This is a genomic window from Sphingomonas larreae (assembly GCF_051400595.1).
Lineage (GTDB): Bacteria > Pseudomonadota > Alphaproteobacteria > Sphingomonadales > Sphingomonadaceae > Sphingomonas.
Genome location: NZ_JBLFFI010000001.1, coordinates 1,371,002 through 1,391,120, shown reverse-complemented (window position 1 = coordinate 1,391,120; position 20,119 = coordinate 1,371,002). Strand labels below are relative to the sequence as shown.

Annotated in this window: 16 protein-coding genes; 11 read left to right on the top strand and 5 right to left on the bottom strand. The window is 71.0% G+C overall.

Annotation, left to right across the window (positions count from 1 at the left end; genetic code table 11):
* Nucleotides 1-114 precede the first annotated feature (114 nt).
* The 3 genes from ACMGDM_RS06325 (at nt 115) to ppc (ending at nt 5,814) form a co-directional block, all read left to right on the top strand.
* Entirely contained in the window at nt 115-981 is an 867-nt protein-coding gene (locus tag ACMGDM_RS06325; protein WP_436803247.1) for an Ada metal-binding domain-containing protein, read from the top strand.
* Nucleotides 982-1,387: 406 nt separating this feature from the next.
* Complete coding sequence (locus ACMGDM_RS06320; RefSeq protein ID WP_436803246.1) at nt 1,388-2,902, top strand: TadA family conjugal transfer-associated ATPase; 1,515 nt, start codon at nt 1,388-1,390, stop codon at nt 2,900-2,902.
* Nucleotides 2,903-3,132: 230 nt separating this feature from the next.
* Nucleotides 3,133-5,814: a phosphoenolpyruvate carboxylase gene (ppc, locus tag ACMGDM_RS06315; protein ID WP_436803245.1), complete on the top strand. Its 2,682-nt coding sequence runs from the start codon at nt 3,133-3,135 to the stop codon at nt 5,812-5,814.
* Nucleotides 5,815-5,817: 3 nt separating this feature from the next.
* On the opposite strand, the gene pepN is transcribed toward ppc, so the two are convergent.
* Nucleotides 5,818-8,412: an aminopeptidase N gene (gene pepN, locus ACMGDM_RS06310; protein WP_436803244.1), complete on the bottom strand. Its 2,595-nt coding sequence runs from the start codon at nt 8,410-8,412 to the stop codon at nt 5,818-5,820.
* A gap of 158 nt (nt 8,413-8,570) precedes the next feature.
* Between pepN and ACMGDM_RS06305 the strand changes: the two genes are divergently transcribed.
* The 6 genes from ACMGDM_RS06305 (at nt 8,571) to ACMGDM_RS06280 (ending at nt 14,512) form a co-directional block, all read left to right on the top strand.
* Nucleotides 8,571-10,259, top strand: a complete 1,689-nt coding sequence (locus tag ACMGDM_RS06305; RefSeq protein ID WP_436803243.1) for a M28 family peptidase — start codon at nt 8,571-8,573, stop codon at nt 10,257-10,259.
* A gap of 73 nt (nt 10,260-10,332) precedes the next feature.
* Entirely contained in the window at nt 10,333-10,734 is a 402-nt protein-coding gene (locus ACMGDM_RS06300; protein ID WP_436803242.1) for a DUF2147 domain-containing protein, read from the top strand.
* Nucleotides 10,731-10,892, top strand: a complete 162-nt coding sequence (locus ACMGDM_RS06295) for a hypothetical protein (protein WP_436803241.1) — start codon at nt 10,731-10,733, stop codon at nt 10,890-10,892. Before ACMGDM_RS06300 ends, ACMGDM_RS06295 begins: the two co-directional genes overlap by 4 nt.
* Nucleotides 10,892-11,632 carry a 16S rRNA (uracil(1498)-N(3))-methyltransferase gene (locus ACMGDM_RS06290; protein WP_436803240.1) on the top strand — a complete coding sequence of 247 codons (741 nt, stop codon included), beginning with the start codon at nt 10,892-10,894 and terminating at the stop codon, nt 11,630-11,632. The genes ACMGDM_RS06295 and ACMGDM_RS06290 overlap by 1 nt, the downstream gene beginning before the upstream one ends.
* 173 nt (nt 11,633-11,805) lie before the next feature.
* A complete protein-coding gene (locus ACMGDM_RS06285) occupies nt 11,806-13,179 on the top strand; it encodes a glutamate--cysteine ligase (RefSeq protein ID WP_436803239.1) in 1,374 nt (457 codons plus the stop codon).
* A gap of 124 nt (nt 13,180-13,303) precedes the next feature.
* On the top strand, nt 13,304-14,512 hold the full coding sequence (locus tag ACMGDM_RS06280) for a retropepsin-like aspartic protease (protein ID WP_436803238.1): 1,209 nt from the start codon (nt 13,304-13,306) through the stop codon (nt 14,510-14,512).
* 78 nt (nt 14,513-14,590) lie between these two features.
* On the opposite strand, the gene ACMGDM_RS06275 is transcribed toward ACMGDM_RS06280, so the two are convergent.
* Complete coding sequence (locus ACMGDM_RS06275; protein WP_436803237.1) at nt 14,591-14,785, bottom strand: hypothetical protein; 195 nt, start codon at nt 14,783-14,785, stop codon at nt 14,591-14,593.
* Between the two features lie 44 nt (nt 14,786-14,829).
* Between ACMGDM_RS06275 and ACMGDM_RS06270 the strand changes: the two genes are divergently transcribed.
* Nucleotides 14,830-15,621: a class I SAM-dependent methyltransferase gene (locus ACMGDM_RS06270; protein ID WP_436803236.1), complete on the top strand. Its 792-nt coding sequence runs from the start codon at nt 14,830-14,832 to the stop codon at nt 15,619-15,621.
* A 102-nt stretch (nt 15,622-15,723) separates the two neighbouring features.
* On the opposite strand, the gene phaR is transcribed toward ACMGDM_RS06270, so the two are convergent.
* A complete protein-coding gene (phaR, locus tag ACMGDM_RS06265; protein ID WP_436803235.1) occupies nt 15,724-16,281 on the bottom strand; it encodes a polyhydroxyalkanoate synthesis repressor PhaR in 558 nt (185 codons plus the stop codon).
* A gap of 13 nt (nt 16,282-16,294) precedes the next feature.
* Here phaR and ACMGDM_RS06260 point away from each other — a divergent pair, with 13 nt between their 5' ends.
* Complete coding sequence (locus tag ACMGDM_RS06260) at nt 16,295-17,374, top strand: alpha/beta fold hydrolase (RefSeq protein ID WP_436803234.1); 1,080 nt, start codon at nt 16,295-16,297, stop codon at nt 17,372-17,374.
* Between the two features lie 114 nt (nt 17,375-17,488).
* Here the strand turns inward: ACMGDM_RS06260 and ACMGDM_RS06255 are convergent, their stop codons facing one another.
* Together ACMGDM_RS06255 and ACMGDM_RS06250 are read right to left on the bottom strand one after the other, a co-directional pair.
* The gene (locus tag ACMGDM_RS06255; RefSeq protein WP_436803233.1) at nt 17,489-19,009 is read right to left on the bottom strand and encodes a UxaA family hydrolase; all 1,521 of its coding nucleotides are present in this window, start codon (nt 19,007-19,009) and stop codon (nt 17,489-17,491) included.
* Nucleotides 19,006-19,989 carry a zinc-binding alcohol dehydrogenase family protein gene (locus ACMGDM_RS06250; protein WP_436803232.1) on the bottom strand — a complete coding sequence of 328 codons (984 nt, stop codon included), beginning with the start codon at nt 19,987-19,989 and terminating at the stop codon, nt 19,006-19,008. The genes ACMGDM_RS06255 and ACMGDM_RS06250 overlap by 4 nt, the downstream gene beginning before the upstream one ends.
* Nucleotides 19,990-20,119 lie beyond the last annotated feature (130 nt).

Genomic DNA, 20,119 nt, shown 5'->3' with positions numbered 1-20,119 from the left:
CGCCCAACTTCACCGTCATCCCGGACTTGGTCCGGGCACCCAGCCGTCAGCGCCGCGACGGTTGGACGCGCGGACGGTTGGACTCCGGACCAAGTCCGGGATGACGGCGAAATAATGCCGCATGGCAGCGGCCACCGCACCGACCCACGCTCCCCGGCGACCACTCCCGCTCCCATCGACCCCGATATCGCCTGGGCCGCCTTCACCCGCCGTGACCGTGCTCATGACGGCCGTTTCGTCGTAACGGTCAGCTCGACCCGCATCTATTGCCGGCCGAGCTGCGCGGCGCGGCGGCCGCGACGCGAGCATGTCGGCTTCCTTGCCGACGGCGCCGCCGCGCGCGCCGCGGGCTATCGCGCCTGCCGCCGCTGCCTGCCCGACGATGTCGCCCGCGACGCCGCCGCGGTGACGCGCGCGCTCGCGCTGCTCGACGACGCCGGGCGGACATGGACCCTCGCCGAGCTGGCCGCGGCGGTCGGCTACGCGCCGCATCACTTCCAGCGGCTGTTCACGCGCGTCGCCGGCATCTCGCCCGCGGGTTATGCGCGCGACCGCCGCGTGGCTCGCGCCGCCACGGTGCTGCAGGCAGAGGGCAAGGTCACCGGGGCGATCTACGCCGCCGGCTATGCTTCGCCGAGCCGGTTCTATGCCGATGCCGCCGCGCTCGGCATGACGCCGGCTGCCTGGGCGAGTGGCGGCGCGGACCAGCGAGTCGCCTGGTGCGTGCTGCCGACGCCGCTTGGCGCCTTGCTGGTTGCGCAGACGGCTCGCGGGCTGTGCCATGTCGGTTTCGACGAAGCCGCGGAGACGCTTGCGGCGCTGCTGCCGGCGGCGACGCTGGTGGCGGCCGACGCGCGCGAGCGGGCGGGCGCGACGCGCTGGGTAAAAGCGGCGGTGCCGCCCGACGCGGCGCTGCCGGAAGCGCGGCGGCGCGCGCTGTTCCTCGCGACGATGCGTGCGGCGGCTAAAGCGGCGGTGTAATCGTTTCCGACGTGCGAGATCGCGCGAGAGCCGGTCAATGCTCTGCACCTAGCGTCATCCCGGGCTCGAGCCGGGGTCCATGTCTCCGCCACAACAATGGCCGAGGTGCGTGCGGCACCATGGATCACGGCTCAAGCCGGGAGGACGGCCGTTCTCCAACCAGCCGTTTGGGTGCCGACCCACGACTCCCGAACACCACGACAGTAGGCTTGGCCCGACCTGACATGATGGGCGAGCGCCCGACATGGCGACACAGGTTCACGCACGCGGAAGGTATGTTCGACTGGGCCCCGGCCTGCGCCGGGGCACGGGCACGACCCGCTGGCGCCGCTCGTGCCCGTGGTTAGTCGATTATAAAGGCTTCTCGCTTAGCCCGGATCTCGGATTTGCGAGGACAACCGGGTCGATGAACGCGTTCGGGCGCCGTAACGGCGGGATGGGGACGACTGGCGCGCGCGGCGGTTTCGGCGTGGCGCGGCCGATGCAGGTCAACCCGCTCGCGCGCCCCGAGCCCGAGCCATTCCCCCCCGCGGATGCGCTGGCGCTGATCGGCGAGGGCGATCCGTCACTGGTGCCGCAGGGCACCGTGGACGCGATGCAGCGCCTCGCCGACCGCCAGAACGCCAGCGGCGACGCCGGCGCGAGCCGGATGGAAGGCTTCGAGGCCTCGATCCACCGCATCAAGGAGCAGGTGCTGCCGCGCCTGCTCGAGCGCGTCGATCCCGAGGCCGCCGCGACGCTCGGCAAGGACGAGCTCGCCGAGGAGTTCCGCCCCATCATCGGCGAGGTGCTCGCCGAGCTCAAGCTGACGCTCAACCGCCGCGAGCAGTTCGCGCTGGAGAAGGTGCTGGTCGACGAGTTGCTCGGACTCGGGCCGCTCGAGGAACTGCTCGCCGACGCCGACATCAGCGACATCATGGTCAACGGTCCCGACCAGACCTTCGTCGAGCGCAAGGGCAAGCTGGAGCTGGCCAATATCCAGTTCCGCGACGAGGAGCATCTGTTCCAGATCGCGCAGCGGATCTGCAACTCGGTCGGCCGCCGCGTCGACCAGACCACGCCGCTTGCCGACGCACGCCTCAAGGACGGCAGCCGCGTCAACGTGATCGTGCCGCCGCTGTCGCTGCGCGGCACCGCCATCTCGATTCGCAAATTCTCCGCCAAACCGATCACGCTCGACATGATGGCGGGCTTCGGCAGCATGTCGCAGAAGATGGCCACCGCGCTCAAGATCGCGGGCGCGTGCCGCTTCAACGTGGTGATCTCGGGCGGCACTGGCTCGGGCAAGACGACGATGCTCAACGCCTTGTCGAAGATGATCGACCCGGGCGAGCGCGTGCTGACGATCGAGGACGCGGCCGAGCTCCGGCTCCAGCAGCCGCACTGGCTGCCGCTCGAGACCCGCCCCGCCAATCTCGAGGGGCAGGGCGAGATCTCGATCCGCGACCTTGTCAAGAACGCGCTGCGTATGCGGCCCGACCGCATCATCCTGGGCGAGATCCGCGGCAGCGAGTGTTTCGACATGCTCGCCGCGATGAACACCGGCCACGACGGCTCGATGTGCACGCTTCACTCCAACAGCCCCCGCGAGGCGCTGGCGCGCATGGAGAACATGGTGATGATGTCGGACATCAAGGTGCCCAAGGAAGCGATCAGCCGCCAGATCGCCGACTCGGTCGACATGATCATCCAGGTCAAGCGCCTGCGCGACGGCTCGCGCCGCGTCACCAACATCACCGAGGTGATCGGGATGGAGGGCCCGGTGATCGTGACGCAGGAGCTGTTCAAGTTCGAGTATCTCGACGAGAGCGCCGACGGCAAGATCATCGGCGAGTATCGCTCGATGGGGCTGCGTCCGTACACGATCGACAAGGCCAAGCAGTTCGGCTTCGACCAGGCGTATTTGGAGGCGTGTCTTTGAGCGCCGGGCAAGACGCTGCGGTAGACTGACGCTCCTCGCTCTTCCGTCATCCCGGACTTGTTCCGGAACCCACGGTGCCGCGCCATCAGCGGCCCTGAACAGGTGGGTGGGTGGATCCCGGACCAAGTCCGGGATGACGGAGGCAGAAGATCATGGCGGTCGCGCCCGCACCTCCCTTGCTCGATCCGTAACCGGTTGACCGCGCCGCTGCCGCAACGCAGCATCGCGCGATGGCCACGCTCCCCCCGATCACCAACAATCCCGACGTTCGATACCTCGGCCGCGTGCTGGGCGACGTCATCCGCGCTTACGGGGGGGACACGCTCTACGAGCGCACCGAGGCGATCCGCTCCGCCTCGGTCGAGCGTCACCGCGGCAATGCCGAGGGCTCGCCCGACGTCGGGCTGGGCGCGCTCGATCTCGATGAAACGCTCGATTTCGTGCGCGGCTTCATGCTGTTCTCGATGCTCGCCAATCTCGCCGAGGACCGGCAGGGGATCGCGGCGGAGGAGGGCGCCGACGTTGCCGCCGCGCTCGGCCGGCTGGCCGAGGCCGGGATCGAGCGCGACCAGGTGCTCCAGCTGCTCGAGCGCGCGCTGATCGCGCCGGTGCTCACCGCGCATCCCACCGAGGTGCGGCGCAAGAGCATGATCGACCACCGCAACCGCATCGCGCAGCTGATGGCGCTGCGGGATCGTGGCGTCGACCACACGCCCGAGGGCGACCAGGTCGATGAGGCGATCGTGCGCCAGGTCGCGCTGCTGTGGCAGACGCGCGTGCTGCGGCGCGAGCGGCTGTACGTCACCGACGAAGTGGAGACCGCGCTCAGCTATCTGCGCGACGTGTTTCTGCCGGTGGTTCCGGCGCTCTACCAGCGCTGGGACCGCGCGCTTGGCGCGCGCGTCCCCGCCTTCCTGCGCCCGGGCAGCTGGATCGGTGGCGACCGCGACGGCAATCCTTTCGTCACCGCGGACAGCCTGCGCGCCGCGCTCGCGCGCGCCTCCCAGGCGGTGCTCGGCTATTATCTCGACCAGCTCCATGCGATGGGCGCCGAGCTGTCGATCTCGGCGCACCATGCCGCGGTCGATGAGGGCGTGCTGGCGTTGGCGGAGGCGAGCGGTGACGCGTCCGAGACGCGCAGCGACGAACCCTATCGCCGCGCGATCAGCGGCATCTACGCGCGCGCCGCGGCGACCTACCAGAAGCTGACGGGCGAGCCCGCACCGCGCCCGGGCAAGCTGGTCGGCGACGCCTATGCCGATCCCGCTGCGCTGCGCGCCGACCTCGTCACGCTTGCGCGCCCGCTCTCGGCCGAGGGCGCGGGGCTGCTCGGCTCGGGCGGCGCGATCGGCCGGCTGATCCGCGCAGTGGAGGTGTTTGGCTTCCATCTCGCCACGCTCGATCTGCGCCAGAACAGCGCGGTGCACGAGCGGGTCGTCGCCGAGATGCTGCGCACCGCGGGCGTGTGCGCGGACTATGCCGCGCTCGACGAGGACGCGCGCGTGATGCTGCTGCGCCAGGAACTGGCGACGCCACGCCCGCTGACCAGCCGTTTCACCGTCTATTCGGAGGAGACCGCGTCCGAGCTGGCGATCGTCCAGGCCGCGGCGGATGCGCACGCCACCTACGGCGCGGCATGCATCCGCCAGTATATCGTGTCGATGACCAAGTCGGTGTCGGACCTGCTTGAGGTCCACCTGCTGCTCAAGGAGGTCGGGCTGTACCGCCCCGCGACCGACGATACGCCCGCCAGCGCTGCGGTGATGGCGGTGCCGCTGTTCGAGACGATCGAGGATCTCGAGGCCGCGCCCGCGATCATGCGCGAGTGGTTCGCGATCCCCGAGGTGCGCGACATCGCGCGTGCGCGCGGCCACCAGGAAGTGATGATCGGCTATTCCGACAGCAACAAGGACGGCGGCTACCTTACCTCCACCTGGCAGCTGTCGCGCGCCTCCACCGCGCTGCGCCCGGTGTTCGACGCCGCTGGCGTCGGCATGCAGCTGTTCCATGGACGCGGCGGCGCGGTGGGACGCGGCGGTGGGTCGAGCTTCGCCGCGATTCGCGCGCAGCCCGCGGGCACCGTGCAGGGCCGCATCCGCATCACCGAGCAGGGCGAGGTGATCGCGGGCAAATACGGCACCCGCGAGAGCGCCACCACCAACCTGGAGGCGATGGCCTCGGCGACCTTGCTCGCGAGCCTCGAGCCGGCGCAGCTGTCGAACAGCGACAATGCCAGCTTCGCCGCGGCGATGGACCGGCTGTCCGGCGCCGCCTTCCGCGCCTATCGCAGGCTGGTCTACGAAACCGAGGGCTTCCGCACCTTCTTCCGCCAGATGACTCCGATCGCGGAGATCGCCGGGCTCAAGATCGGCAGCCGTCCCGCCAGCCGCAAGCAATCGGACGCGATCGAAGACCTGCGCGCGATCCCCTGGGTGTTCAGCTGGGCGCAGGCGCGCGTGATGCTGCCCGGCTGGTACGGTGTCGGCCAGGCGATCGCCGCCTTCGAGGACCGCGCGTTGCTGCGCGAGATGGCGCAGGGCTGGCCCTTGTTCGCCGCGACGTTGGCCAACATGGAAATGGTGCTCGCCAAGTCGGACATGGGGATCGCCGCGCGCTACGCCGGGCTGGTGGAGGACGCGGGGCTGCGCGACTCGGTGTTCGGCCGCATCCGCGACGGCTGGCGGCAGACGCACGACGGACTGCTCGATGTCACCGGCCAGTCGCACCTGCTCGAGAAGCACCCCGCGCTGGACGCCTCGATCCGGCTGAGGCTGCCCTATATCGAGCCACTCAACCTGCTTCAGATCGAGCTGATGAAGCGCCACCGCGCGGGCGAGGAAGACGCGCGCGTGCGGCAGGGCATCCTGCTGTCGATCAACGCGATCGCCACCGCGCTGCGCAATTCGGGCTGAGCGTCACCCCTCCAGGCTCTTCGACGCCTGCTCGAACAGGTCGCGACTGATCCCCGGCGTGGCGACGATCCGCTCCAACTCGGCGCGCATCAGACCTGCCCGCGCGTGGTCGAAGCGGCGCCAGCGGCCGAGCGGCGGCAGCAGCCGCGCCGAGGTCTGCGGGTTGAGCGGATCGAGCGCGAGCAGCTGGTCGGTAAGCCAGCGATAGCCCGCGCCGCCGGCGACATGGAAGGCGCGCTGGTTGACCGCGAAGGCGCCGACCAGCGCGCGCGCGCGATTGGGGTTGGCGAGCGAGAAGTCGGGGTGGCGCGCCAGCTCGGCGACCAGCGCGGGCGTGTCGTCGCGCGAGGAGAGCGCCTGCGTCTGGAACCATTTGTCGAGCACCAGCGGGTTGTCGGCATAGCGTGCGTAGAAGGCCTGGAGCGCGGCGTCGCGCTCGCTCGAGTGACCGCTCGCCAATGCCGTGAGCGCGCCCTGACGGTCGGTCATGTTGTCGGCCGCCTCGAACTGCGCCCAGGCCAGCGCGGGCGCGTCGGCGGCACCACCGGCCTGGAGATAGTGGAGCGCGACATTGCGCAGCCGTCGCACACCCTTGGCCGCGGGAGTATAGGCGTAAGGCGCGCGCTCGCCGAGGTCGCAGGCGGTGCGCCAGCGCTGGTCGAGCACGATCGCCAGGTTACGGCGCAGCGCCTCGCGTGCGCGGAACACGGCCTCCGGATCGACCGTGGCGAGCTGGTCGCCGATGAAGTTTTCCGAGGGCAGCAGCACCGCCTCGGCGACGAAGGCGCGATCGAGCGACGGGTCGTCAAGCGTGTCCGCCACCGCGGCGATCACCTGGCGGTGGTCGGCTTCGCCCTCAACCGTCGCGGCGACCAGCGTGTCGAGCATCAGCTGCTGCATCGCCTCGTAGCGTGCGAACGGGTCGTCGTCATGCCGCGCGAGAAAGGCGAGCTCGGCCGCGCTGCGGTCACTCTCGATGATCACCGGCGCGGAAAAGCCGCGGTTGAGCGACACGACCGGGCTCTCGGTCACCTCCTCGAACGCGATGCTCTCGGCGGCATCGCGCAGCACCACGAGCTGCTCGGGGCCGAGCGGTCGGCCGGTGGCGCTGCCGAACAGCCGCACGCGCAGCGGCAGCACCTGCGGCGCCTTGCCGCGCTGCCCGGGCGTGTCGGGCACCTTTTGCGCAAGATGCAGCAGGGCGCGGCCGCTGCCGGGCTCATGCTCGACACTGGCCGACACGCGCGGCGTGCCCGCCTGGCTGTACCAGAGGCGGAATTGCGCGAGGTCGACGCCGCTCGCCTCCTCCATGCAGCGGACGAAGTCCTCGCAGGTGGCGGCGGTGCCGTCATGGCGGTCGAAGTACAGGTCGGCCCCGGCGCGAAAGGCGGCGTCGCCCAGCATCGTCGCCAGCATGCGGATCAGCTCGGCGCCCTTGTTGTAGATGGTGGCGGTGTAGAAGTTGCTGATCTCGATGTAGCTCTCGGGGCGCACCGGATGCGCCAGCGGCCCCGCGTCCTCGGGGAACTGCGCCGCGCGCAGGCCGCGCACGTCCTCGATCCGCTTCACCGCGGCGGAGCCCTGGTCGGCGCTGAACGACTGATCGCGGTAGACGGTGAAGCCTTCCTTCAGGCTCAGCTGGAACCAGTCGCGGCAGGTGACGCGATTGCCCGACCAATTGTGGAAATATTCGTGCGCGACCACCGCGGCGATCGCGTCGTAATCATGGTCGGTCGCGGTGTCGGGGTCGGCGAGGATGTAGCGGCTGTTGAAGATGTTCAGCCCCTTGTTCTCCATCGCGCCGAAGTTGAAGTCGTCGACCGCGACGATGTTGAACACGTCGAGGTCATATTCGCGTCCGTAGGCGCGCTCGTCCCATGCCATCGAGAGCTTGAGCGCATCGAGCGCGTGCGCGGTCTTGGGCAGGTCGGCGGCGCGCACCCAGATCCCGAGCGCGACCTCGCGACCCGAGCGCGTGGTGAAGGTGTCGCGGTTGACCGCCAGGTCGCCCGCCACCAGCGCGAACAGATAGGAAGGCTTGGGATAGGGGTCGTGCCACTCGGCCCAGTGCGTGCCGTCGGCGCCCTCGCCGCTGGCCACGGGATCGCCGTTGGCAAGCAGCACCGGATAGCGGCGTCGATCCGCGCTCATCCGCACGCGATAGACGGCGAGCACGTCGGGCCGGTCCGGGAACCAGGTGATCCGGCGGAAGCCTTCCGCCTCGCATTGCGTGCACAGGATCCCGCCGGAGGCATAGAGCCCCATCAGCTGGGTGTTGCGATCGGGCGCGATCTCCACCTCGGTCTCGATCACGTGCGCCGCGCCCGCGAGCGGCACCACCAGCTGCTCGCCCTCGATCCGCCAGTCGCTGCTGGCCTCGCCGTCGACGGTGACGGCGAGCGGCACCTGGCCGGCGCCGTCGAGCCGGAGCGGCTGATCGTGCGCGCCGTTGCGCGTGACGCTCAGCCGCGCGCGCACCCGCGTCGCGGTGGGGTCGAGCGCGAAATCGAGCGCGACCTCGGGCACCAGCCACGCCGGTGGCGCATAGTCGCGCCGATAGCTGACGGCGGGGGCGGCGGTTGTGAGGCGAGCGTCCATGCGGACGACTATAATCGGGCGGGCAAGCGGTTCCACGGGAAAGCGCGCTGCGCCGCAACCGGTTCGTCCACTCGCCGGCCCCGCGGCGCACCTTTGACTGGTGCGTGGCCGGGGAAGCTAAGCTACGGCGATTCCTTCTCCTTGCTCGAAGGTTGCCGATGTACCGCTGTTTCGCCGCTCCGTTCCTGTTCGCCCTTGCCGGTGCGGCCGCCGCCCAGTCCGGCGCGCCGGCGCCGTCCACGCCGGCCCCCGCCGCGCGCGACACCGCGGCCCGCAACGCCCGCCTCACCGCGCCGCTCCCCGCCGATCAGGCCGCAATGAAGGCGCACGTGATGTTCCTCGCCTCGGACGCGATGCGCGGGCGCGAGGCGGGCAGCGGCGAATATGACATCGCCGCGCAATATGTCGCCGCGCAATTCTATGCCGCCGGGCTCAAGCCGATGGGCGACGCGGGTGGCTATCTTCAGGCGGTGCCGCTCACCGCATACAAGATTGCGGGGCAGGGCACGTTCGGCTGGTCCCCGACCGGCGGCGCGGCGCAGCCGCTGGCGTTCGGTACCGATTACGTCCCCGCCGCAAACCCCGCCGCCCGCGCCACAGGCGTGTCCGCGCCCGTGGTCTATGTCGGCTACGGCCTGTCGGCGCCGGCGTACGGCATCGATGATTACGCCGGGGTCGATGTGCGCGGGAAGATCATCGCTTACGTCGGCGGCGTGCCCGCAGGGCTGCCGAGCGAGATCGCCGCGACGCTGAGCGGCGCGCCGGCCCGGCTCGCCGCCGCGGCGGCGCACGGCGCGGTCGGAGCGGTCGCGATCGCCGACCTGCGCCCGGCGGGGCGCGGCGCGCCGGGCTTCGACACGGTGAAGAAAGGCTATGACGCGGAGCGCGTGACCTGGGCACTGCCCGACGGCACCGGCAGCACCGCCACGCCCGCCGTCCCGCTGCTCGGCACGCTGTCGCGCGCGGGCGCGGCCAAGGTCTTCGCACGCGACTGGGGCGCGATCACGCGCGCGGCGAGGAAGAAGGTGCTGCGCGCGCGCGCGGTCACGGCCGCGGGTAGGCTGAGCGCGGCGAGCGCCACGACGTTCCGCGCCGTGCCGAGCAGCAACGTGATCGGCATGATCCCCGGCAGCGACCCGCAGGTCGGGCGCGAGACGGTGGTGCTCTCGGCGCATCTCGATCACGTCGGCTTGGGCAAGGCGGTCGACGGCGACACGATCTACAACGGCGCGCTCGATGACGCGATCGGCATCGCCAGCCTGATCGAGGCGGCCAAGCGCTTCAAGCAGGCACCCGCGCCGCGCCGCAGCGTGCTGTTCCTTGCCGTGACCGCGGAGGAGAAGGGGCTGGTCGGCAGCGACTATTTCGCAAACCACCCGACCGTGCCGGGCGCTGACATCGTCGCCGATGTGAACCTCGACATGCCGATCCTCACCTATCGCTTCGAGGACATGGTGGCGTTCGGTGGCGACCGCTCGACGCTCGGCCCGATCATTGCGCGCGCCGTGGGGGCGATCGGCGTCGGCCTCTCGCCCGATCCGATGCCGGAGGAGGCGATCTTCGTCCGCTCCGACCATTTCCGCTTCGTTCAGAAGGGCGTCCCCTCGGTCTTCCTGTGGCCGGGACAGAAAGGGCCCGGCAAGGCAGCGGTCGCCGACTTCATGGCGCGCTGCTACCACAAGCCGTGCGACGACCTGACGCAGCCGATCCTGTGGGACCAAGGCGTCCGCTTCGTCGACGCCAATTACCGCATCGCGCGCGAGATCGCCGATGCGACCGATCGGCCGCGCTGGAACAAGGGCGATTATTTCGGGCTGCTGTTCAACGGGCCGATGGCGCGAGAGTGATGCGCTGCGGCGCCCTCCCGGCACGTCACCCGCCGCCCTTCAAACCGCATCGATCGTCGCCTACGTTGCGGCGATGATCCCGCTCGCCCTGCTGCTCGCGCTCGCCCCCGCCCCGGCCGCTGCCGCCGATCCGCTCGCGGGAACGTGGCGCAACGCGCGCGACAGCGTCCGCATCCGCGTCGCGCCGTGTCGCGGTGCGCCGGGAATGTGCGGCACCGTTGTGGCGGCGGACGAGAAGGCGCGGGCCGATGCCGCCGCCGGTGGCACCGACCGGCTGGTCGGCACCGCTTTGTTCCGTGGCTTCCGCCGCGGCGAGGATGGCACCTGGGCGGGCACCGTTTTCGTCCCCGACATCGGCAGCGAGGTCGACGGTACACTGCGGCTCGAGGGCCGCGACACGCTGGTGGCGGAGGGCTGCCTCTTTGCCGGCTTCGGCTGTCGCGAACAGCGCTGGACCCGCGTGGGCGGCAGGTGATCCATCTCTCGGTCGCGCTCGGCCGGTTTTTCGAGGCGCTGTTCTACGCGATCCTGCGTGTCGCCGGGGTCATCGCGGTGAGCGTGATCGCGCTGGCGGCGGTCGGCGGCGTCGTGTTTCTGGTGGCGCGTGTGCTGCTCGCGCGTGGGCGGCGGTGATGGTGGCGACCCCCGCCTGGCCGCCGCGCTCGACCCCGCGGCTGTTCGTGGAGACGCCGCTGGCGCGCGGACCGCTCGCCCTGACCGGACCGCCCGCGCATTACCTCATCGCGGTGATGCGGCTCCGCCCCGGCGATCCGGTGCGGCTGTTCGACGACCTCAGCGGCGAGTGGCTCGCTACCGCGGCGAGCGTCGGCCGGCGCGACCTCGTGCTCGACGTGACCGAGCGGCTCGCACCGCGCGAGCCGGTTCCTGACCTGTGGCTCGCCGCCGCGCCGCTCAAGAAGGGCCGCGTCGACTGGTTAGCCGAGAAAGCCTGCGAGCTGGGCGTCGCACGGCTGGTGCCCGTGGTGACGCGCCGCACCGTGGTGGACAAGCCCAATGCCGAGCGGCTGCGCGCGCATATGATCGAGGCGGCGGAGCAATGCGGCCGGACCGCGCTGCCCGAACTTGCGCCGATGGTGAAGCTGCCCGCGCTGCTGCGCGACTGGCCGGCGGACCGCGCCTTGTTCTTCGCGGACGAGACCGGCGGTACGCCCGCAGCGGCGGCGATGCGGGCGCACGCGGGGCCGGCGGCGATCCTGATCGGGCCCGAGGGCGGCTTTGACGACGAGGAGCGTGCAATGATCCGCGCGCTGCCGCAGGCGGTGGCGATCACGCTCGGCCCGCGGATCCTGCGCGCCGACACCGCGGCGGCGGCAGCGGTGGCACTGTGGATGGCGGCAGCGGGGGATTGGTAAGCGCGGCGGCCTGGCGTGAGGCGGCGTGGAGGCAGACGGATGCCATTCGTCCCTCGCGGAGGTCGGCGGGAATCAAGGAGGCGCGAACGTTTGCCGGGACTGCAACCAACCTGCGTCAGACCCAATTCGATCGGCTCTAGCGCGCCCGTTCATCCGCGCGTAAGCGCGGCGTCATGACGACGAAGACCGTTTCGGACAGCAGCGCGGCGGTCATCGAATCGCGCGACCAACTAATCGCCCATTTCGCCTCAGGCGAGAAGCCGGTGGCGCGCTGGCGGATCGGCACCGAGCACGAGAAGCTCGTCTACGCCACGGCCGACCATCATGCTCCGTCGTACGACGAGCCGGGCGGCATCCGCGCGCTGCTCGGCGAGCTGACGCAGCACGGCTGGCGTCCGGTCGAGGAAGGCGGCAACGTGATCGCGCTCACCGGCGCGGACGGCAGCGTCAGCCTCGAGCCGGCCGGGCAGTTCGAGCTGTCGGGCGCGCCGCTCGACAATCTGCACCAGACCTGCGCCGAAACCGGGCGCCACCTCGCACAGGTGAAGGCGGCGGGCGAGAAGCTCGGGATCGGCTTCCTCGGGCTCGGCATGTGGCCCGACAAGGCGCGCGCCGAGCTGCCGATCATGCCCAAGGGTCGCTATGCGATCATGCTGCGCCACATGCCGCGGGTCGGCACGATGGGTCTCGACATGATGCTGCGCACCTGCACGATCCAGGTGAACCTCGATTACGCCAGCGAAGCGGACATGGCGCAGAAATTCCGCGTGGGCCTCGCGCTCCAGCCGCTCGCCACCGCGCTGTTCGCCAACTCGCCGTTCACCGAAGGTCGGCCCAACGGCTATCTGAGCTATCGCAGCCACATCTGGTCCGACACCGATCCGGCCCGCACCGGCATGCTGCCGTTCGTGTTCGAGGATGGCTTCGGCTACGAGCGCTACGCCGACTATATGCTCGATGTGCCGATGTACTTCGTCTACCGCGACGGCCGGTACGTCGACGCCGCCGGGCTCTCGTTCCGCGACTTCCTCCGTGGCGAGCTGAGCGTGCTGCCGGGCGAGAAGCCGACGCTCGACGACTGGAACGACCATCTCTCCACTGCCTTCCCCGAGGTGCGGCTCAAGACCTTCCTCGAGATGCGCGGCGCCGATGGCGGTCCCTGGGGGCGGATCTGCGCGCTGCCGGCGCTGTGGGTCGGGCTGCTGTACGACCAGGGCGCGCTCGACGCCGCCTGGGACGTGGTGAAGCATTGGACGCTGGACGAGCGCCAGGCGCTGCGCGACGCTGTGCCGAAGCTCGGGCTCGCCGCGCCGCTGCCGGGCGGGGGCACGCTGCGCGACATCGCGGGCGAGGTGCTCGACATCGCCCACGCCGGGCTGCGCGCGCGCGCGCGGACCAGCGGCGCGGGCGACGACGAAAGCGGCTTCCTCGAGCCGCTGCGCGAGATCGTGCGGCTGGGCAAGGTGCCCGCCGAGCAGCTGCTCGAGCGCTATCACGGCGCCTGGGCGGGTGACGTCTCGAAGGTTTACGACGAGGCGAGCTTCTAGGACTCTCGTCTACCTTCACCGCGGGCGGACCTGACGCGGCGAAGGCCGCCGGGGTCTCATGATCGGACGTCTCGCAGCATCGCTCGCTGCGTGACACGGCGCGGCGATCCGCTACACCCGCGCGGTGCGTGCGCCCACGGCCCTCCTGCTTCCGCTGCTGCTCGCGACTGCCGCTGCGCCGCCGCGCGCGCTGCCCGAGCCGCGCGGCGCCTGGGCCGGCACCAGCATGCTCGCGCCCGACGCCGAGGCGCGCTGGGTCGACTTCGACCTCACCCCCGGTAATCAGATCCGCTTTACCATGCTGCTCGACGGCCGCGCGGTCACCGCGGTGCTCGACACCGGGGTGAGCTACTCGGTGCTGGCACGGCGTTTCGCCGCCGCGCAGCACCTCACCGTGCGCGCCGAAGGGCAGGCGACGGTGATCGGCGGCAGCGTCGATGTCGGGCGCGTCGACGTCGCGACGCTCACGCTGGGCGGGGTGACCAGGCGCGGCGGCAGTCTCGCGGTGGCGGATCTCCCCGCCGCCGCGACCGGCAGCGCCAGCGCGGTCGACCTGCTCGTCGGCCGCGATCTCATCGCCGCCTATGCGCTCGACATCGATTATGGCGCGCGCCGCTTTCGGCTGTTGCGCAGCGGTCGGGTGCCGTTCGCCGGAGTGAGCGCGCCGCTCGCGATCGCGCCCGATCGACTGGTCTATGTCAGCGCGGTGACGCTCGGCCACGCCCGGCTGCGCCCGATGGTGGTGGACACCGGCGACGGTTCGTCGATCACGCTCGGCGCCGCGGCCTGGGCGAGTGCCGGTGCGGCGACGCGCGCGGTGCCGACCACCACGACGGTGTCGTTCGGGCTCGCCGGCGCGGTGGTGAGCGAGCTCGCGATCGTGCCGCGGCTGCTGGTCGGGCGCGTCGCGGCCCGCGACGTCGAGCTACGGATCGAGCCCGCGGGCGGCTTCTCGGACACGATCGGCGTGGCGGGGCGGATCGGCTCGGGCTTCCTGCAGCGCTACCGCGTGCTGCTCGATCCTCGCGCAGGGCATATGCTGCTGCGTGCGTTGCCCGGCGCGGCGCCGGTCGCGCGTTCCACCAGCGGGCTGCTGCTCGGGCTGGCGAGCGACCGGCTCAAGGTGCTTCATGTGATGCGCGGCGGTCCGGCGGCAGCGGCGGGGTGGCGCGAGGGCGACACGATCTGCGCGGTCGACGGCGTCCCGATCGGCTCGGGCTATGCGACCGACCCACTGGCGCGCTGGGCCACCGGTACCCCGGGCCGTGCGGTGCGGCTCACACGCTGCGATGGCGCGGGCGAACGCGTGCTGGTGCTGCGCCGCTTCTACTAGCGCTGGGCGGAGGAGTTCTGGCGGCGAAGGCGACGTCGCCGCCGCCTGTCGCCTGCTTCGTGCCACTGCTTGCGTACCTCAGCCCTTCAGCGCGACATAACCCGTCACCGCCAGCGCGATCAGCGCCGCCATCTGCACCAGCGTCCAGTCGATCCAGCCGACCACGTCGGGATCGTGGCGGCGCGTGCGGCGGTGCGCGCGCCAGCCCGCGAACACCGCGAGCGCGAACGCCAGCGTCGCGATCGCGGCGAGGAAGGCTTGCGTATCGCTCACGCTCGCGCCAGCCTGTGCCGCATCGTCCTGGAGGATCGTCGCCGATGCATCGTCTCGCCTGCTCCCTGCTGCTCGCCGCACCCGTACTCGTCGCCGCCAGCACCCCCAACGTGCCCGCGCCGATCGCCGCCGCGGTCGCCGCGCCGACGCGCACCGCCACGAACGTCGCGCGCGACCGCTACCGCCACCCGGCGCAGACGCTCGCCTTCTTTGGCGTCAAGCCGGGCGACACGGTGGTGGAAGTATGGCCGGGCGGCGGCTGGTACACCGAGATTCTCGCGCCGCTCACCGCGCGCACCGGCGCTTACTACGCCGCCGGGCCTTGGGAGAAAGGGCTCGCCGCGGTGCGCGCGCTCCAGGCCAAGGACGCCGCCACTTATGGCAAGGTGAGGCTCGCCGCCTTCCCGGCCGAAGCGGGGCAGCCGGGCGTGCCCGACGGCAGCGCCGACGTGGTGCTCACCTTCCGCAACGTCCATAATTGGCGCTTCGGTGGCGAAGACCGCGCGCGCGCGATGTTCGTGGCGATGTACCGCATGCTCAAACCGGGTGGAACGCTCGGGGTGGTCGAGCACCGGCTGCCGGAAGCGCGGCCGAGCGCGGCGGAGGAAAAGAGCGGCTATATGAAGACCAGCTCGGTGATCGGCTTCGCCACCGCCGCCGGGTTCAAGCTGGCGGGGCGGTCGGAGATCAACGCCAATCCGAAGGACAGCGCGAACTGGCCCGGTGGCGTATGGACGCTGCCGCCGAGCTTCGCGCTCAAGGACCAGGACCGTGCGAAATATGCCGCGATCGGTGAGAGCGACCGGATGACGTTGCGCTTCGTCAAGCCGCGCTGACGGCGGCAGGGTGGGCGCCTGCCTTGCTCCGCCATCCTGTGACGTTTTCAGGATGACGGAGGGGGACAGGGCGGGCGGCGGCTTTGGCGCGCTGCCCGCCACTCACTCGCCCAGCTTGTCGACCTTATCGCGCAGCTGCGCCAGTTCGGCCTTCAACGCAGCTATTTCGCCGTCCTTGCCTGCCCCTGCGGCGGGGGCGGGCGCCGGGGCGGCGCCACCGGCGGGCTTGAAGGCATTCGCCGCGGCCTCGAACATCTCGAGGTTGCGCTTGGCGATCTCGGCGAAAGGAGAGCCCGCGAAAGCGCCCTCCACTGCGGTCTTGAACTGCGCCTGGTTGCGTCGGAAGCTCTCCATCGACGCTTCGAGATAATCCGGCACCATCGCCTGCATCGAATCGCCGTACAGCGCGATCAGCTGCCGCAGGAAATTGACCGGCAGCATCGTTTGCCCGCGGCTCTCCTCTTCCATGATGATCTGGGTGAGGACGTTGTGGGTGATGTCCTCGTCGGTCTTGGCGTCGACCACCTTGAACTCGCGCCCGGCCCGCGTCATCGCGGCGAGGTGCTCGAGCGTGATGTAAGACGAGCTCTCGGTATTGTAGAGTCGGCGATTGGCGTATTTCTTGATGACGACCACGCCGTCGCCCTGCTGTTTCTTCATCGCGCGAGCCCCAATGACCGATCCTTCCTTCGGTAACCCACAATTTTTCGCGTCGCAACACGGCCGCGACGTACCCCGGCCGCTGCCGCTGTTTCTCGACATGCTGCGCCGCGAGACTGCGGCTTCGCCCGAGCGTCGTGCCGCCGCGCTGGCGGGGCTCAGGCGGTATCAGGACGCACCGCGCGCGCGGCGCCAGACACGGCCGGCACGCTTCCGCAAGGGTGCGGCGCGGCTCCGCGACGGCGGCGGTGCGGCCGCGGCGATGCCCGTCGTGCTGGTGCCGTCGCTGATCAACCCGCCCGACGTGCTCGACCTTGCGTCGGGGCGCTCGCTGGTGGCGCATCTCGCCGATGCGGGCTTCCAGCCATGGCTGCTCGATTGGGGCCATCCGCGCGCCGCCGACGCCACGCTCGACCTCGCCGCGCATGTCACCGAACGCTTGCTGCCGCTGGTGGCGAAGCTCGGGCGCGCACCCTTGCTGGTGGGCTATTGCCTCGGCGGCACGCTCGCGCTCGCCGCCGCGGCGCTGCTGGGCGAGCGCGTCGCCGGCGTGGCGACGATCGCGGCGCCGTGGCGCTTCGCCGGCTATGGCGAGGACGCGCGCGCCGCGATGCGCGCACAATGGACCCGGGCGGAGCCGGCGTGCCGCGCGCTCGGCGTGCTGCCGATGGAGGTGCTCCAGGCCGGCTTCTGGCAGCTCGATCCGGCGCGCACGATCGCCAAATATGCGGCGCTCGCCGGCACGGACCACGCCACGCTGGCGCGCTTCGTGCTGCTCGAGGATTGGGCCAACGCCGGTGCGCCGCTCACCTACGCCGCCGGGGCCGAGCTGTTCGGCGCGCTGGTGGGAGAGGATCGGCCCGGCACCGGCGCATGGCGGATCGGCGGCCGGGCGATCGACGCGACCGCGCTGACCTGCCCGTCGGTCGAGTTCGTCTCGCTCACCGACCGCATCGTTCCCGCAGCCACCGCCGCCGGCCTGGCGCCGCGTCGCGACGTGGCGGCGGGGCATGTCGGGATGATGGTCGGCGGCCGCGCGCGCGCGCTGCTCTATGACCCGCTGACCGACTGGCTGCGCGCGGTGACCGCCTGAGTCGGTCGGCGCGCCCCCGCTCCGCTACAAGAGCTGGCACGCACGCGAGAGCGACGCCAGCCGCGCCTCGCTCCATCATCGAGCACTATCGCGGCGCCGCAGGCTGCGTCGCCACTACAGCCAAGCTCCCAGCCGCCAGGGCACGAACTCATGCTCGCCCAGGCCATTCAGCTCCGACTTGGTCGGCTGTCCCGAGGCAACCGCGAGCAGGGTCGCCAGGATGTCGTGCCCGAGCTGATCGAGCGACACCCCGCCGAGCACGACCGAGCAATCGACGTCGATGTCGCCGCGCATCCGCTGCGCCAGCGCGGCGTTCGAGGCCAGCTTGAGACAGGGCGTGGGCTGCGCACCGAACACCGAGCCGCGCCCGGTGGTGAAGGCCAGCAGATTGGCGCCCGACGCGATCTGGCCGGTCGCTGAACAGGGGTCGTAGCCCGGCGAATCCATTAACACGAGCCCGCGCCCGCGCGGTCGCGCGGCATAGCCGATCACCTCGCCGAGCGGCGCGCCGCCCGCCTTGGCGATGGCGCCGAGCGACTTCTCGTAGATCGTTGTGAGCCCGCCGGCCTTGTTGCCGGGCGAGGGATTGTTGTCGAGGCTGGCACCATGGCTGGTCGCATAGTCCTGCCACCATGCCACCCGCTCGGCCAGCGCGGCGGCGACCGCGGGCGTGGTCGCGCGCGCGTACAGCAGATGCTCGGCGCCGACGATCTCGGGCGTTTCCGAGAGCAGCACCGTGCCGCCCGCGGTCACCAGCAGGTCGGCGGCGACGCCAAGTGCGGGATTGGCGGTGATGCCGGACCAGCCGTCCGAACCGCCGCATTGCAGCCCGAGCACCAGGTCGCTCGCCGGGCAGCGTTCGCGCCGATCGCGCGCGGCGAGCGCGACGAGCTCGGCAACGATCGCGACGCCGGCTTCGATCGCCGCCGCGGTGCCGCCGGCGTCCTGGATCACCAACGTGCGGAGGCGCTCGCCCGGCACCAGGCCGTGGCGCGCGAGCAGGCCTTCGATCTGCGCCACCTCGCAACCAAGCCCGACCAGCAGCGCGCCGCCCATGTTGGGGTGCCGCGCATAGCCGGTGAGCGTCCGCTCGAGCACCGCCACCGCCTCGCCGTCCGCCGCCATGCCGCAGCCGCCCGCGTGCGTATAGGGCACCACCGCGTCGACGCCATCGGGCACGCGATCCTCGAACGCGCGTGCGATCCGGCGGACTACGGTGGCGGAGCAGTTAACGCTGGCGATCACCGCGATCGTATTGCGCGTGCCTACCGTGCCGTCGACGCGACGATAGCCGTCGAACCAGGCGGATGGCTCTCCCGCAGGTGCGGCATGGCGCGCGGGCGTGTCCGCGGCGGCGACCGCGTCGCGCGCGATGCCGTGCTCTGGCAGCGCGAGATTATGTTCGTGGACATGCTGGCCCGCCGCGATGGCGTGGCGGGCGAGGCCGATCGGCTGACCATATTTGCGCACTGCGTCGCCTGCGGCGAGCGCCCGGAGCGCGATCTTGTGCCCGGCCGGCACCGCGTCGCGCGCGGTCACGTCGAGGATCGCGTCGCCCGGATCCGCTGAGTCGATCAGCACTGCCACGTCGTCGGCGGGGTGAAGGCGCAGCGCGCGCGGGCCGGTGGTGCTCATGCGAAGCGTACGATCGCCTTGAGCACCTGATCGGCCTCCGCGATCAGCCCGGGGAAGCGCGCCGGCAGGTCCGCGGCGGCGACGCTGTGTGTCTGGAGGGCGTCGGTCGCGATGGTGCCGTCGCGGATCGCCGCAATCACGCGCGCGAAGTCGGCCGCGAGGGCGTTGCGGCTGGCGAGCAGCGTCGTCTCCCGCTTGTGGAACTCGGGGTCGGCGAAGGTCAGGTCGCCCTTGACCACACTGACCAGCACATAGCTTCCGCCATGCGCCACCTGCGTCAGCCCCTGGCACATCGCGGACAGGTTGCCGGTGGCATCGAAGACGGTCTCGAAAAAGGCGCCGTCGGTCAGCATGGCGAGCCGCTCGTGCTCGCTGCCGTCGGCGCGCACCAGCGAGTCGAAGCCGAAATCACGCGCGGCGCGGTCGAGCCGCGGCTGGCGCGAGTCGCACAGTGTCACGGCGGCACCGTCGAGCCGCGCGAACAAGGCGGTGGCGAGCCCGATCGGACCGGCGCCGCGGACCAGCGCCCGACTGCCCCGGCGCATCCGTGCGCGTGCCGCAGCATGTGCGCCGATCGCGAGAAATTCCACCATCGCGGCCTGATCGGGGGTGAGCCCCGTCGCATCGATCGCGGCACGCTCCGGCACCGCGATCAGCTCGGCCATGCCACCGTCGACGTGAACGCCGAGCACCGCGATGCGAGCGCAGCAATTGGGCTTGCCGGCGCGGCAGGCGATGCACGTGCCGCACGCGAGGTAGGGGTTGATCGCAATCAGCTGGCCGGGGCGGAACGCCGAGCCCGCCGGCGCCTCGACCACCTCGCCCGCCAATTCATGCCCCATCACCCGCGGGTAGCTGAGGAACGGCTGGTCACCCGTGTAGATATGATAATCCGTGCCGCACACGCCGACGCGCCGGATCCGCACCAGCAGCTCGCCGGCGCGTGCCTCGGGCGGGTCGCGGTGAACCGCGTGAAGCACGTGCGGTTCCTCGCAGATAATCGTCAGCACGGCTGGGTTCCTCGGACGCGAACGTGTTCTGGTATAGGAAGATCGCCCAAGCGTATGCAATCGCTGCCGAGCCGGTCGATCACGACGCCGAGCTGACGCC